Here is a 13,861-nt window from a genome sequence, read left to right as displayed (position 1 = left end):
ACTTTCTATACATTCATTTGATTGTTGAATATGAAGGTATGAATCTCATCGCTCTTATGTTTTACCTGTTTCGATTTAAAAAACAGAAAATTTAAAATAACAGTTGTGTGAAATGTGTTAAATATTGTAAAATGAAATGGTACTAAAAAAACTAAATTGGTACCAATGGTTTAGGAGGCGGATTATGAAACAAAGAATAGTAACAGAAACAAGTCATCAAATTCAAACGAAGGGGTTTACATTTACAATAAGTGACTTAGCGAAGCAATTAGCTGTGAGTAAGAGGACAATTTATGAGCACTTCTCTTCAAAAGATGAAATAGTAGATGAAGTTATTCGTCATGTAATAGAAAGTATTCAAGAAAAGGAAACAAATATAGCTGAAGATGATACGTTACAAACAGTTGAAAAAATAAGACTCATCTTAATTTGTATTCCGCAACAATTTCAATTCATGGATGCACGTTTATTAATAGAACTAAAAAAACATCATTATAATCAATGGTTAAAATTAGATCAGTTTTTACGTGAAGGTTGGTCTACTGTAATCAGTTTATTAGAAGAGGGAATGAGAGAAAGAAGCATTAGAAAGATTCAAATTCCATTTTTTATTGAATTATATTTGGGAGCACTGAATCGCATATATGATCCTATGTTTATTGAAAAGAGTGATTATACATTAGGGAGTATACTTGAATCTATTATGGACATATTGCTGTATGGAATTTCTAATCCGGAGTAGAAGGTGGGAGAATAGTGCAGTGGATTTATTTATGCTTAGCAATTTTATTTGAAGTAGCAGGTACAACTGCGATGAAACTCTCTGATGGATTAACGAAACTTGTACCAAGCATACTTATTTTTGTATTTTATGTAATAAGTTTTGTATTCCTAACATTCGCATTAAAGGGGATGGAAATGTCTGTTGCCTATGCGGTTTGGTCAGGTATGGGAATTGTAACGATTACAATAATTGGGTTCTTTTATTTTGGAGAAAGTATGAATGTAATTAAGATACTAGCAATTCTCTTTATTTTAATTGGAGTTGTAATTTTAAATTTTAATAGTACGGCACATGAAGCGAAGAAAAAAGAAATGGTGGGGGAACGTATACATTGAATCGATTAAAGTATTTTTTTCTTATAACTGATCTTGGGTTTGTTGTATATTGGCTCATAACAATTTTTCATATGATTCCGCAAGAATATTTGTTTAAAGATTACCAAGATCCTATTTTAGTAGCATGGAACTGGTCTTTTTTACCCTTGGATTTGTTAATCTCGTTAACGGGATTTCTAAGTTTGTATTTACATTCTAAACAAAAACATATTTGGAGCCACTTTGCATTCTTATCATTAATTTTAACTTTTTGTTCAGGATTACAAGCTCTAGCATTTTGGACAATCCGTTTAGATTTCGATATTTCTTGGTGGATTCCTAATTTATATTTATTAGTTTACCCATGCTTCTTTTTAAAAAGTGTTTGGAGAGAGTGTGGATGTTATGAGAGTAACGCGAGAAAAGAATTCATGTAATATAGATAAAATTTTAAGCACATTCGAATTCTAGATTCTACAACATTTCAGTTTCTAGATCAGTTTTTTTCGCCAGCCATACAGCAGAAGTCAAAACAATTTTCGAAATGAAGATAGCCGATGATTCCTATAGTAAGGAAGCATCGGCTTGTATTATGTATATTGAGTTAGTTCACGTTTCTGGAATAATTGTAATAGCGACGGTCCGAACTGGAGCCTCTATTTCGTCATCTTTACTTTGGCTATTGTAGTATTTAATCATTAATTCGTTAAGTTCGTTTTGAAATTTTCCAAAGTGTTCCTCGTCTAGCTTTAATTCTACTACAGAAAAAGTAGCCTTATCTTCGTGACTGTTTTGTTCCTCTAATTTCTTAAGGTAACTTTGATATTGTGTCATAAGTGATAACTGGTAATAGGAAATGTAGTTTAACTTTTCATCATCAGATAATCCTTTCCATTCACTTCCTTCAATTTTTGCATCTTCTTCATTGATTGCGTAATATTTTTCAGAAACAGATTTCACCTTTTTTTCTTTAATTACATGGACGATACCAGAATCAACCATAGTTTGTAGCTGCCTATATAGTGTTGCTTGTGGTACATTTTTAATGATTTTTACCATTTCTAATGGTGTTAGCCCATCTTCTTTATTTCTCATTAACACTTGGCAAATTTTCATTCTTACCGGATGCATTAAAATTTCAACTTTATTACTCATTATATCACCTTATATATCGTTTTTTTATTCTCATTATAAATAATGAGAATAATGATTGCAATCCATCTGTTTTTATTTTATCATTATCAATAATGATAATGAGATTTAAAAGGAGTGATGACAATGAAAATACATTATGGATGGAATGATCTTAAAGACATCGATATTATGACGTTTCTCCCAATCATATTGCCGGTTATTGCAGTCGGAGTACTTTTAGTTTCCATTGCGTTAATTGATTTATACCGACATAGAAATACAAGAAAAAATGTGCTTGTATGGGCGCTAATTATTCTTTTTGTTAACATATTAGGACCTATTCTGTACTTTGTTATAGGGAGAAAGGACAGTGAGAAGTTATGAAATTAGAGATTAGAAATGTAACAAAATCATTTAAAGGAAAAATTGCTGTCAATACTTTCTCGATGGAACTGCAATCTGGAGAATGTGTAGGGTTAATCGGACCAAATGGAGCAGGGAAATCTACATTAATAAAAGTGATTTCAGATATTATTAATCCAGATGTTGGTGAAGTGTTATTGAATGGGATAAAAATATCAAAAATGAAAAGGGAAATTGGCTACTTACCGCAATACCCTAATTTTTTTCATTGGATGACGGCGCGAGAAACTCTTATGTTTATGGGGCAACTTTCTGGATTGAGAAAAGAGGAGTTGTCAAAGTCGATACCAGAAATTTTGGAGAAAGTTGGATTAAGTGGAGAGGAAGGTTCAAAGGTGAGTACCTTTTCTGGGGGAATGAAACAAAGACTCGGTATTGCACAAGCATTACTACATAAACCTTCGCTTATTGTCATGGATGAACCGGTATCTGCATTAGATCCAATAGGTAGAAGGGAAGTATTAAATCTGATTGAAGAAATAAAAAAAGATACGACTATTTTATTATCAACCCATATATTGAGTGATGCAGAAGAAATCTGTGAACGATTTGTCATGATTAAAGATGGAACAAAGATAGAAGATACAACAATTACTGAGCTTTTACACCGCAATAGCGAAAATAAATTAATCATTGAAATTACAGCTAAAGATCGAGAGTGGATTGATGTTGTAAAAAAATTACCGTATGTGAAGGGTGTAGAAGTGATAGGACTTAAAGTCAAAGTGAAGGTTGAGAGTATCGAAATAAATAAAATTATGTTACTGCAAAATGTACTCGAACATAAAGTGGACCTCGTTAAATTTGAAGTAAGCCGCGATACTTTAGAAGAAATTTTCTTGAAATTGGTGGTGAAAAAATGAATAACTCAATTGTATTGATAAAAAAAGAAAGTGTTCAAATGTTACGTGATTTTAAGATCATTTGGCTACCAATTGTTTTTATATTTTTAGGCGCGACACAACCGATAGTAACTCATTATTTGCCATCAATTTTGGGGGCATTAGGTGGAGGACAGGGAATTACCATTGATTCAAGTATGGCAGCACAAAAAGGAGGCGAAGTACTGGCGAGTACTTTAGGATCTCAGTTTGACCAGCTCGGACTTATGATTCTAGTAATCTCTATGATGGGTGCCATTCAAACAGACAAAGCTAACGGTATGTTAGCCTTTATTTTAACAAGACCTGTTACGGTTACTTCGTATATAGCTGGGAAAATAGTATCAAACTATGTAATAGTAGCGCTTAGTGTAATGATTGGATACTTTACTTCTTATCTATATACAAACTACCTTTTTACTAATGTTCCATTTTCGTCCATGATTACTGGATTACTATTTTATTTCATTTGGGTTCTTTTTATCGTATCTTTTACAACAATGATAAGTGCTATTTTTCACAGTCAAGGTATTATTGCGCTAATTTCAATTGCTTTTCTTTTAGCTTGTAGAATAATCGTCGGTTTGATTCCAATAGTAGATCAGGTTAATCCAGCTAGTATGAGTAAACATGCAATGGAAACGTTAGTCACGGGGGTAGTAAATTCAAATGCAATAATTACTGGATTACTAACTATAGTTTGGATTTTATTGACACTTTTCGTAACGTATTATTGGATTGCTAATAAAAAATTTAATTATGAATAACTTTGATGAGGGTAGTGGCTTCAAATAAAACACCCCAACAAGAAAAGCTTCCACTACTGTGGAAGCTTTTCTAAATGATGTGCAATATCAATATACATATTTGAGTAAATTGAATGTATCTCATTACTTGGCGTAGCATTAGAAGAGAAGTGGACAATGATTATATTTGCTGTCGGATCGATGTAAAGAGTTTGTCCGTAACTACCTAACACTTCAAAAGCATCTTGTTCATTGTGCGGAATCCACCATTGATTATGATAAGAAATGGAAGCTCCAGGGCCAACTGCAAGTTCACCTTCTTGGACATTTTTTATATCTTCAGTAATAGAAGAAGGGAGAATTTGTTTTCCATTATATTCCCCGTTGTTTAATAGTAATTGCCCGAATCTCGCCATATCTCTAGCAGTTGCATTTAAGCCTGCGCTTGCTTGTTCTACTTTTGTTTCATCTGTAACGTAATATGCGTTTTCTTCCATACCAATTTGAGACCATATTCGTTCGCTAACATTTTCCGCCAAGGATTTACCAGTGATTGTTCGAATCACCCAAGCGAGTGTTTCAGCTGACCCGTTATCGTAAGAAAAATCGGAACCAGGTGGTTCAGTTTCTTCTACTTCTCGTAACATATCATAAATTTTCATCGGGCCGTCGTAGTTTTTACCTCGAGGCAAAATATTGCTCGCTAAATATAGTTGTGCATCTTGGTTTTCTAACGCTGGATGTTCATATCCGTGAGTAGGATATTCTACAGAAACTTGCATGTCCATTAATTGCTGAAGTGTAGCATTACCGAACGGTGTATTTTTTAATTCTTTTATATATGTGTCAGCTGTTTTTTCTAAGTCAATACGGTTTTCTTCAGCAAGAGATTGTATAATTGCCCCGGTAAAGACCTTCGCTAATGAGGCCATGCCATGAGGTTCACTCTCTTTATACCCATTGAAATATCGTTCATATACAAGTTGTCCATTGTGTACAACGACAAAAGCATCCGTTTTATTATCGTCTAAAAGTTTTTTTAGAGGAGTCGTTCCAAATCTACGCTCTACAGCAAAATCATCTAAGTCTTGCAATGCGGTAGAGAAGTGGGAAACGTAATCCGGGTTATTTTTCACCTCGTTAATTAAAGTGAATTCTTTCATATGTGTGTACGACCAACGTAAGTATGGATCATCTAACCAATTTTTCTTCGTCACGTTATTTTTCGATGGGATTGTTTTATTATGTTTGAAGTATGTAAAACCGAGCCCTGTAATTACAAATATAAATGTGATTATGAGTAAGAGTAGGGGAGATTTTTTAAGTTTCATAGGGGTCCCTCCTTTTTATTTCTATTATAAGTATACGCTTCTAGTGAAAGAAATACAAAATAAGGAAAGTAAACGGGGAAGTTTACTTTCCTTATTCATGTTAAGCGGAAACTTTTCCGTCTGTATGTTGTTTCTTGAATTTTTGTTTTCGTCCGTGTAATCCATAATAGAGAAGTAAAGTGAATGCAACGATAATAGCTGCGATGAAATACATATTATGGTAACTTGATTTCGCTGCGACGATACCTAAAATGAAAGAACCAAAACCGAGACCACTATCAAAGAATGAGAAGTAAGTAGCTGTCGCAGAACCACGTCGATGGTTTGCAGCGGCAGAGATCGCAATCGTTTGGAAACTTGGAATTAATGTTCCATAACCTAAACCGATTAGCATACCTGCACCAAGGAACCAAAACGGAGTTTGCGCTTGGCTTAAAATGAACATCCCTATTGTGAAAATAATGATAGCTGGGTAAACGAGTACATTTTCACCGAAGCGATCGAAAATCTTTCCTGTAAATGGACGAGAAATTACAACAACGAGTGCGTATAAAATAAAGAAGTAACTAGCAACTTCTCCTAAACCGAGCTCTTTCGCATAAATAGGAATAAAGGATAAAATACCACTATAAGAAAAGGCTAAAACAAATCCTGTCAGAGCGATCGGAATAGAGGCTGGTTCAATTAAGTCCTTCCATTTCATTTTTTCTCGTTTTTGTTTGCTCACTGGTACTTCATGCGGAATATTTACAAGTAGTCCTAATAAAAATGCAAGCAATGAAAATACGGAACAAACGATAAATAGTACAGTAAATGAAAAATGAGAAATAATTGTTAAACCTAAAAAAGGACCAATTACCATCGGCAAACTCATGAATACGCCGAAATAGGCAAGTGCTTCGCCTCGTCTATGAGCTGGTGCAACATCAGTTACAATTGTTCCTGTGGCTGTTGTTGCCATACCGAACCCGATACCATGTAAGAAGCGAAGGGCAAGTAATAAAAATAAACTTTGCGCACCGAAATACATAACGGTAGCAGCTAAAAATAATGAAAGTGAAATAAATAAAATCTTCTTCCTTCCTAATTCATCAAGCCATTTTCCTGTAAATGGTCTACATAAAACAGATGAAATAAGAAAAACAGTTGCAACTAAACCAATTTCCTCAGGTTTTCCCTTTAGGCCGTCTATTACATAGATAGGTAAAGTAGTCATAAGCATATAGAATGTTAAGAAGAGAAATAGACTACTAAAACAAGTTCCGAGGAAATCCTTCGTCCAAAGTTTCTCACTTTGCATCGTCATCCCTCCAATTTAATCTAAGTTTTTAATGATTTGTTGTAACACTTGAAATGCTTGATGTAACTCATCTTCGTTAATACCTTCTAGTGTCTTTTCTTCAAAAGTATCAACTTCTTCTTGCCATTTCGGAATCATTTTTATCGCTGTTTCTGATAAAGAAATGAGCTTCTCACGGCGATCTTTTCCTTCAGTACGAATAATCCAACCCATCGTCTCCATACGTGTTAACGTACGAGTCATCGTTGGTGATTCAACATTTAAATACTGACATAATTCTGTTTGCGTGCAAGAACCGGTTTGATTAATGCGGAAAATAACAGCCCATTGTGCACTAAATAGCCCAGTTGGAGATACGCGTTCATTAAATTTCTTTGTGAATTTTCGAGAAGTCTGGCTGACAATGTGAAAAAAATGTTGTTTTTCGTCCATATAGTTAGATCCTTTCAAATTAGTTACCTAGCTAACTATATACTTTTTTATTATAATTGTCTAGTAATAGACATGTTGATTTATGTAAAAATTTCGTATAGGTTTTATGTTGAGAACATACATTCTGCATGTTATTCTTTAAGTAAGTAAAGAATTTTCTTTCTATTAAAAAGAATGGGGGAACTTGTGATGATTAAGCCTGCAACAATGGAGTTTGTTTCACTATCGAACGGAGAAACGATTGCGTATCAGGAGGTTGGAAGGCAAAATACAGAAATTCTTGTACTCATTCACGGGAACATGACGTCGTCACAACACTGGGATTTAGTTATTGAAAAGTTGCAAGATCAATACCATATTTACGCTCTTGATTTAAGAGGATTTGGCCAATCAACATATAATCAATCGATAGATTCATTACAAGACTTTGCAGAAGACGTAAAACTATTTATCGATCAATTAAAACTAGAGAAATTTTCATTAATGGGATGGTCAATGGGCGGTGGCGTTGCGATGCAATTTACAGCGAATCATCCAACGTTTGTCGAAAAGTTAATTTTAGTAGAATCAGTGGGCATGAAGGGATATCCAATTTTTAAAAAAGATATAAATGGGCAGCCAATCGTATCAAGTTTAGTAAAGACGAAAGAAGAAATCGCGCAAGATCCGGTACAAATTGCTCCAGTGCTAGATGCGATAAAAAATATGAATAAATTATATTACCGTACAGTATGGAATCTATTAATATATACACATAATCAACCTGAACCGGATCGTTATGATAAGTATTTAGACGATATGTTAACGCAGCGTAATTTCGTAGATGTGAATTATGCGCTCATTACATTTAATATTTCGGATGAACATAACGGAGTTGTAGAGGGAAATAAGCAAATTCATCATATTAAAGCTCCAACACTCGTCATACAAGGTGACAGAGATTACGTCGTACCGCAAGTAGTCGGTGAGGAATTAGCAAAACATTTACCAAATGCAGAGTTGAAGATATTAGAAGATTGCGGACACTCACCGTTTATAGATTGCTTAGATGTATTTATAAAACATGTTGAGGATTGGTTAGAATAGGAATAATCCCCGAAAGTAAAAGTATTGCATATACTATAACATTTGTATGCAAAAGGGGAGAGTATCAATGCATCACCCATTTTTATTCGCTTATTCGCCATATAATCATCATGTATATACAAAAATGGTGATAGATCCGCTGTATATGCAAGTTTCACCAGTTGTAGTTCCTTTACAAATGCAACATACACAGCCACCAATTACTAACGCACAGCAATACGCATACGGAACTGCATTTTATAAACATCCGTATTTTAAGCAATTTCATAACAACGTGAAAGCACAAGTTTGGGATGGGTAAGAAGCTAAAAGATTCATTCTTTTAGCTTCTTTTTAATTGTGAATATTCGTACACGCATTTGAAGAAACAGTTTATAATGAAAAGGGGAAAGTGCGAGAAGGAGAGGGAAGAGGATGTCGATGCGTTTTACTTTTTGGATTATGGTTGGAATTGTAGCAATCTCAGGTTTGTCACAAGGGATGCTATTACCTGCCATTGCAATGATTTTTGAACAAGAAGGGGTTAGTTCAAGTATTAACGGTATTCATGCGACAGCATTATACATTGGGATATTAGCTATTTCACCGTTTCTTGAAAAGCCGATGCAAAAGTTTGGAATGAAGCCAATCATTGTTATTGGTGGGTTTCTCGTTATTATATCATTATTCTTTTTTACACAAACCTTTTCATTTTGGGTATGGTTCGTTCTTAGATTTTTAGTTGGAGTCGGAGATCATATGCTTCATGTCGGAACACAAACATGGATTACGACAACATCAGACCCAAGTAAAATTGGTAGACAAGTGTCGATATACGGTGTATTCTTCGGAATTGGTTTTGCCGTTGGTCCGTATTTAGCAAGCACTGTGCAGTACGGTCTTGCAACACCATTTATTATATCTACTATACTTTGCTTAATAGGTTGGCTTTTACTACTGCCAACGAAAAATGCATTCCCAGCGCAAGATGAAAGAGAAGTGAAGAGTGAATCATCATTTTCTCGTTATAAACAAGTTGTTGGATTAGGATGGATTGCACTGCTGGGACCGCTTGCATACGGCGTACTGGAAGCAATGTTAAATAGTAACTTACCAGTATACGCGCTTCGTAAAGGATGGTCTGTTTCAGATGTATCCTTCTTATTACCAGCGTTTGCGGTTGGGGGCATTATTACACAAATCCCACTCGGTATATTAAGTGATAAATACGGAAGAGATCGTATTTTAACGTGGACGTTCAGCGTAAGTACGGGTATTTTTCTGCTCGCAGCAGTATTTGATCAATATTACTGGATCGTCTTTGCCTGTATGCTGTTAGCTGGTATGGTCATTGGATCGTGCTTCTCATTAGGTCTTGGATTTATGACAGATTTATTACCGAGACATTTACTACCAGCGGGTAATATATTATCTGGAATCGCCTTTAGTTTAGGAAGTATTATGGGACCTGTATTAGGAGGCGTATTTATAGAAAAAATACAGTATACAAGCTTTTTTATTGCGGTTATGATTATAATGGGAATTCTCGCAATGGTATATATGGTCTACATGAAGAATCAATTCGCATCAAGAAAAATAGAAAGTAGGTTAGGGCATGACAAAACAACCTAATAAAAAGAAATTTGAAGTACTCGAAAATGAAACAATTACAGACTGCTTAGCACGTATGGAACAAGAAGGCTATGCACCATCACGCCGCATGGAAGAGCCAATCTTTCATGAAGTGAAGAAAAACGGCAAAACAGAAGTTGAACCGTGTGGTAGAAAGATTGTATTTGAGGGAAAATTGAAGTAAGAAGTTATATAAAAAGAAATTGCTTTTGGGTACAAGCAAGGTAAAACATATAGTCCCATAAGAAAACGCTGTTGATTCCAATATCAATAGCGTTTTTATTTTTAACAAATATATAGATCAAAATGAATTTCTGCTTGAATGGAACTAGCAAAATTAATAATCTCTTTTTGTAAATACATCGCGGGTGATTCGTTATTCTCCACTTGAATCACTACCATAAAAAGAAACTCTAAACTATATTTCTTCTTGAGATGTTTTAATTGCTCTGTTTTTCCTTCAAGGGATTTTAGAATAATATGCAACTGATTATTTATATCGTAGGACTCTTGGTATCCAGTGCTTAAAGTCCAATCCGTCTCTTTTCTATATATGGTTTTGGTGAATACAAGATTCGGATTATCACGTCTTGCAACAACATCTCCTTTTTTATAAGTTCTTGTAGGCTCGATATTTAGGGCTTCAGTAATTGCTTCAAGGGGGAATATATCACCCGTTGCACTAAAATAAGCCATAACTTTGGTTTTATCCAGAATGGTTCCTCCTCTATTATTAAGATGTTAATCTTATTACATTATAAAAATTTATGAATGTAAATAGAATTTTTATCCCACTTTAATGGGCAGTAAAGCTTCTAATGAGAGAAAAGTAGAGAGCCAATTTTTCATAAAAGCTCACTAGTTTCATTGTATTGAATTCCGGCGTTGGGACATTAGTTAAAGCCTTTGTAGGAAAGAAAAATTATACAAAAGTAGGATGCTTAAAAATATATTAATTTGTATGATAAAAACAAAATATAATTTAAAAAATCAGAAGGTAGGGGAAGGAGAAATATATAATGATAAAAAGCATATACGAAACCCATTTACATGTAAGAAATTTAGAAAAGGCAATAGATTTCTATCAAAATAAGATAGGCTTAGCATTAGCGAAAAAACTATTGAAAAGACGAGTTGCGTTCTTTTGGGTAGGAGAAAGTAAAGATCAAATGCTCGGATTATGGGAAGTACATAGTAATGAAGATTTTGAGACGAAACACTTCGCTTTTCGTGTAGATTTAGCGTTTTTAAAGACTTCAAAATTATGGTTAGAGGAGCGTGAAATAGAGGTAGTAGGGAGTCAAGGGAAAGGGGATGAAGAGCCAATTGTTCAAAGGTGGATGCCAGCTGCAAGCGTATATTTTCTAGATTGTGATGGAAATAAATTAGAGTTTATTTCTATGCTAGATGATGATCCGGATGAACTAGAATATGCTACTTATTTAAGTGAATGGGATGCTGAGCACCAAGGAAAATAAGGTTTAAACAGTAGAAGTTTTATAACTTTGGATTATATTAAATAGATAGAGACAAATAAAATCCCTCAAGAAAAGCCATGTTCTTGAAGGATTTTTTATGCTTTATATATTTATATTGTTTGTAACTTATTAATTATATTCATGATTAGATATTTCAGCGCGTTGAATATAACCATCAGAGAAGCTGAAATAAAGATAATAGCTTCCTCGATTATATATAAAGCCTTCGCTAGTCATATCCCCTCCGATTTCATCGGGTTCACCAAACCACTCTTTTAATTGATTGATAGTTATATCCATTTTTACCCATATGTGTCTTGCGTCCGAAGGGTACATGTCAATATTATAATCGCCGTATACTGCTATATTAGGTGCATCACATTCTGTACATGGTGCTTTTTTCAAAACATCAGGCACTCCATATTCTTTTTTTACGTCAGATAGATCTTTACCCAATGCATTTAATTTAAATGGACCAAACGTTCCATTCTGTAAAGCTGTTGTTAACATTTGTTTCATTTCTTCTTTTGAATTGATGTTGAAATTATAATCTCTGTTTTTTGCTATTGCATTATATAAAAATTGTGCATACTCCTCACGTTTCACAAGCATGTTGCCATTGTAATTGCCTGCCTCATCACCGTAGGATATTCGGTTACTACGTAGCGTATTTACAAATTCATAGGCCCAATAACCTTGAGGTACATCTTTAAAGTTACTTTGTCCTTTTGATTGTAATTGAAATGATTTTTGTAATACTACTGCCATTTCATACCGAGTTAATGCATCATCTGGACGAAAAGCACCTGTTCCATCACCTTTCATAATTCCAGCCTGTACAATCGCTTTAATATCTTTTTCAAACATATGATTTTTAATATCGTTAAACATATTGCTCTGTTCATTGTTTGCTGTTAAACCTAAATGACGAGCGATTAAAGAAGTTACCTGGCCTCTAGTAATATTATCCCTAAAACCAAATTTTCCATTTCCATATCCGTTAAAAAGTCCTGCTGACGCTAAGTAATCAATAGCATCTTTTGACCAGTGGTCCTTTGGTACATCTGTAAATACAGTGTTCGCATTGCCAGCTACTTTATAGTTATTCGTAGTTGTTTGTGCGTTTGCTGTGCCTACCATCATTGTAGTTGCTAGTGCTGTGGTGATCACGAATCCCAAAATTTTTTTAGCTTTGCTTGTTTTCTTGCTCATTTGCGAAAGCCTCCCCAGTCTAATTTAACTTTATTAAATATACGTATTACACATATACATCTAATGCAGCTAAATGTACACATCGTAATTATAACATGTAAATGATAGTTATTTGTCATTCATTTCCTTAATGTGGATAAAATTTCAATAATCTATATGAAACTATAATTTTTAGATGATAAATATTCATTGCTATTTAATTGAAGAAAAACGCGAAAGCTTTTTATAAAATATGGAAATGTTAAAACCCCTTTGATAAAATAGCAATATGCAAAAATAATTGTTTATTAATTCTTAATGTAATGAATATTTATGTTTAAATATACGAATTTAACTACATAGTTATTGTAATAAAGGGGGAGAAAGATGTTAGATGAATTGTATAATGCTTTTTTAAATGCATCGGGTTTTACAGAAAGCGCGAGGAAACGAGATCAGTATGATAAATTACATGATTATTTAAAAGATCAAGAAAGAGAGTTAAAACGCTTCATTCAAGATGCTGAATCAGCGAAGAGAGATTATGAGAGTAAAAGTAATGGCTTAGAAGCTAATAAAATTCCGGCAGTTGAATTTGAACAAAAACGTCATGAAAAGGATGAAGACTTACATACAGTATTATCCTACTTTAAAAGTGCATTAAGCGATGTTGGGTCTGCGATAGGTACAGCTTATGCAAAGTATTTGGAATATAAAGCGAAAGCAGAAGCGGAAAAAGCGTCAGCATACGCTGCAGCGAATAAGGCTTTTGAAGAAAAGAAAAAGGAAATTGAAAAACTTATCCATTAAGCATACAAAGAATGGGGGAATCAACATGAGTGGTAAAGAGGTTGAAATTATAGGAAATAACACTGCAAGTGCCATTTCTTACGCACAAAACATAGAGAACGGTATGAAGGATTCTTTAAATCAAGCGAAAAATTTAAAAGCATACGTTACATGTGCGAACTGGAATGGAAAAACGAGAGATGCCTTTTTAAGTTATCTAGATTTAATCATTCAATATAACTCAGAAATGGTAGAGGCATTTGAAGGACATACGAAAGCTTTGAAAGAGTTAGATAAAAGTATTCAAACGTACGGAGATAGATCGGAAGTAAGGGCGATAAAACAGTTGTGATGGAGAAAT

At 34.0% G+C, this 13,861-nt stretch carries 19 protein-coding genes; 13 read left to right on the top strand and 6 right to left on the bottom strand.

Going from position 1 to position 13,861, the window contains the following annotated elements:
• The first annotated feature begins 184 nt into the window (after positions 1 to 184).
• From FOT98_RS13310 to FOT98_RS13300, 3 genes are read left to right on the top strand one after another with little or no spacing between them, the layout of a single operon-like run.
• The gene (locus FOT98_RS13310) at positions 185 to 742 is read left to right on the top strand and encodes a TetR/AcrR family transcriptional regulator (protein ID WP_063261478.1); all 558 of its coding nucleotides are present in this window, start codon (positions 185 to 187) and stop codon (positions 740 to 742) included.
• 14 nt (positions 743 to 756) lie between these two features.
• On the top strand, positions 757 to 1,119 hold the full coding sequence (locus FOT98_RS13305; RefSeq protein ID WP_063261477.1) for a DMT family transporter: 363 nt from the start codon (positions 757 to 759) through the stop codon (positions 1,117 to 1,119).
• Positions 1,116 to 1,535 carry a YvaD family protein gene (locus FOT98_RS13300; protein WP_063261476.1) on the top strand — a complete coding sequence of 140 codons (420 nt, stop codon included), beginning with the start codon at positions 1,116 to 1,118 and terminating at the stop codon, positions 1,533 to 1,535. Before FOT98_RS13305 ends, FOT98_RS13300 begins: the two co-directional genes overlap by 4 nt.
• A 172-nt stretch (positions 1,536 to 1,707) precedes the next feature.
• Here FOT98_RS13300 and FOT98_RS13295 read toward each other — a convergent pair whose 3' ends face one another.
• On the bottom strand, positions 1,708 to 2,253 hold the full coding sequence (locus FOT98_RS13295; protein WP_063261475.1) for a transcriptional regulator: 546 nt from the start codon (positions 2,251 to 2,253) through the stop codon (positions 1,708 to 1,710).
• A 123-nt stretch (positions 2,254 to 2,376) separates the two neighbouring features.
• On the opposite strand from FOT98_RS13295, the gene FOT98_RS13290 reads away from it, so the two are divergent.
• Genes FOT98_RS13290 through FOT98_RS13280 form a run of 3 tightly spaced genes read left to right on the top strand, consistent with a single transcriptional unit; the run spans position 2,377 to position 4,303 of the window.
• Positions 2,377 to 2,616 (top strand): PLD nuclease N-terminal domain-containing protein, encoded by a 240-nt coding sequence (locus FOT98_RS13290; protein WP_063261474.1) that lies wholly within the window; start codon positions 2,377 to 2,379, stop codon positions 2,614 to 2,616.
• Entirely contained in the window at positions 2,613 to 3,518 is a 906-nt protein-coding gene (locus tag FOT98_RS13285) for an ABC transporter ATP-binding protein (RefSeq protein ID WP_063261473.1), read from the top strand. Before FOT98_RS13290 ends, FOT98_RS13285 begins: the two co-directional genes overlap by 4 nt.
• Positions 3,515 to 4,303, top strand: coding sequence for an ABC transporter permease (locus tag FOT98_RS13280; RefSeq protein WP_063261472.1), 789 nt, complete (start codon positions 3,515 to 3,517; stop codon positions 4,301 to 4,303). Before FOT98_RS13285 ends, FOT98_RS13280 begins: the two co-directional genes overlap by 4 nt.
• A 53-nt stretch (positions 4,304 to 4,356) precedes the next feature.
• Here the strand turns inward: FOT98_RS13280 and FOT98_RS13275 are convergent, their stop codons facing one another.
• The 3 genes from FOT98_RS13275 to FOT98_RS13265 form a co-directional block, all read right to left on the bottom strand.
• Complete coding sequence (locus FOT98_RS13275) at positions 4,357 to 5,613, bottom strand: serine hydrolase domain-containing protein (RefSeq protein ID WP_063261471.1); 1,257 nt, start codon at positions 5,611 to 5,613, stop codon at positions 4,357 to 4,359.
• A gap of 100 nt (positions 5,614 to 5,713) precedes the next feature.
• A complete protein-coding gene (locus FOT98_RS13270) occupies positions 5,714 to 6,913 on the bottom strand; it encodes an MFS transporter (RefSeq protein WP_061679220.1) in 1,200 nt (399 codons plus the stop codon).
• A 15-nt stretch (positions 6,914 to 6,928) separates the two neighbouring features.
• Positions 6,929 to 7,345: a MarR family winged helix-turn-helix transcriptional regulator gene (locus FOT98_RS13265; RefSeq protein ID WP_063261470.1), complete on the bottom strand. Its 417-nt coding sequence runs from the start codon at positions 7,343 to 7,345 to the stop codon at positions 6,929 to 6,931.
• A gap of 174 nt (positions 7,346 to 7,519) precedes the next feature.
• Here FOT98_RS13265 and phaZ point away from each other — a divergent pair, with 174 nt between their 5' ends.
• The 4 genes from phaZ (at position 7,520) to FOT98_RS13245 (ending at position 10,226) form a co-directional block, all read left to right on the top strand.
• Complete coding sequence (phaZ, locus tag FOT98_RS13260) at positions 7,520 to 8,431, top strand: intracellular short-chain-length polyhydroxyalkanoate depolymerase (protein ID WP_144291068.1); 912 nt, start codon at positions 7,520 to 7,522, stop codon at positions 8,429 to 8,431.
• Between the two features lie 67 nt (positions 8,432 to 8,498).
• Positions 8,499 to 8,732 carry a hypothetical protein gene (locus FOT98_RS13255; RefSeq protein WP_063261468.1) on the top strand — a complete coding sequence of 78 codons (234 nt, stop codon included), beginning with the start codon at positions 8,499 to 8,501 and terminating at the stop codon, positions 8,730 to 8,732.
• A 113-nt stretch (positions 8,733 to 8,845) separates the two neighbouring features.
• Positions 8,846 to 10,042 (top strand): MFS transporter, encoded by a 1,197-nt coding sequence (locus FOT98_RS13250; protein ID WP_063261467.1) that lies wholly within the window; start codon positions 8,846 to 8,848, stop codon positions 10,040 to 10,042.
• Positions 10,026 to 10,226 carry an NETI motif-containing protein gene (locus FOT98_RS13245; protein WP_000166305.1) on the top strand — a complete coding sequence of 67 codons (201 nt, stop codon included), beginning with the start codon at positions 10,026 to 10,028 and terminating at the stop codon, positions 10,224 to 10,226. Before FOT98_RS13250 ends, FOT98_RS13245 begins: the two co-directional genes overlap by 17 nt.
• A 101-nt stretch (positions 10,227 to 10,327) precedes the next feature.
• Here FOT98_RS13245 and FOT98_RS13240 read toward each other — a convergent pair whose 3' ends face one another.
• The gene (locus tag FOT98_RS13240) at positions 10,328 to 10,738 is read right to left on the bottom strand and encodes a DUF4279 domain-containing protein (RefSeq protein ID WP_063261466.1); all 411 of its coding nucleotides are present in this window, start codon (positions 10,736 to 10,738) and stop codon (positions 10,328 to 10,330) included.
• Between the two features lie 323 nt (positions 10,739 to 11,061).
• Between FOT98_RS13240 and FOT98_RS13235 the strand changes: the two genes are divergently transcribed.
• The gene (locus FOT98_RS13235) at positions 11,062 to 11,520 is read left to right on the top strand and encodes a VOC family protein (protein WP_063261465.1); all 459 of its coding nucleotides are present in this window, start codon (positions 11,062 to 11,064) and stop codon (positions 11,518 to 11,520) included.
• 129 nt (positions 11,521 to 11,649) lie between these two features.
• On the opposite strand, the gene FOT98_RS13230 is transcribed toward FOT98_RS13235, so the two are convergent.
• Positions 11,650 to 12,732: an S-layer homology domain-containing protein gene (locus tag FOT98_RS13230; RefSeq protein WP_063261464.1), complete on the bottom strand. Its 1,083-nt coding sequence runs from the start codon at positions 12,730 to 12,732 to the stop codon at positions 11,650 to 11,652.
• A 366-nt stretch (positions 12,733 to 13,098) separates the two neighbouring features.
• Between FOT98_RS13230 and FOT98_RS13225 the strand changes: the two genes are divergently transcribed.
• The gene (locus FOT98_RS13225) at positions 13,099 to 13,521 is read left to right on the top strand and encodes a hypothetical protein (RefSeq protein ID WP_063261463.1); all 423 of its coding nucleotides are present in this window, start codon (positions 13,099 to 13,101) and stop codon (positions 13,519 to 13,521) included.
• A gap of 25 nt (positions 13,522 to 13,546) precedes the next feature.
• On the top strand, positions 13,547 to 13,852 hold the full coding sequence (locus FOT98_RS13220) for a WXG100 family type VII secretion target (RefSeq protein ID WP_063261462.1): 306 nt from the start codon (positions 13,547 to 13,549) through the stop codon (positions 13,850 to 13,852).
• The last annotated feature ends 9 nt before the right edge of the window (positions 13,853 to 13,861 follow it).

It is taken from the genome of Bacillus sp. HY001 (genome assembly GCF_007558965.1).
Lineage (GTDB): Bacteria > Bacillota > Bacilli > Bacillales > Bacillaceae_G > Bacillus_A > Bacillus_A mobilis.
This window is presented reverse-complemented; position numbering and strand designations above follow the sequence as displayed.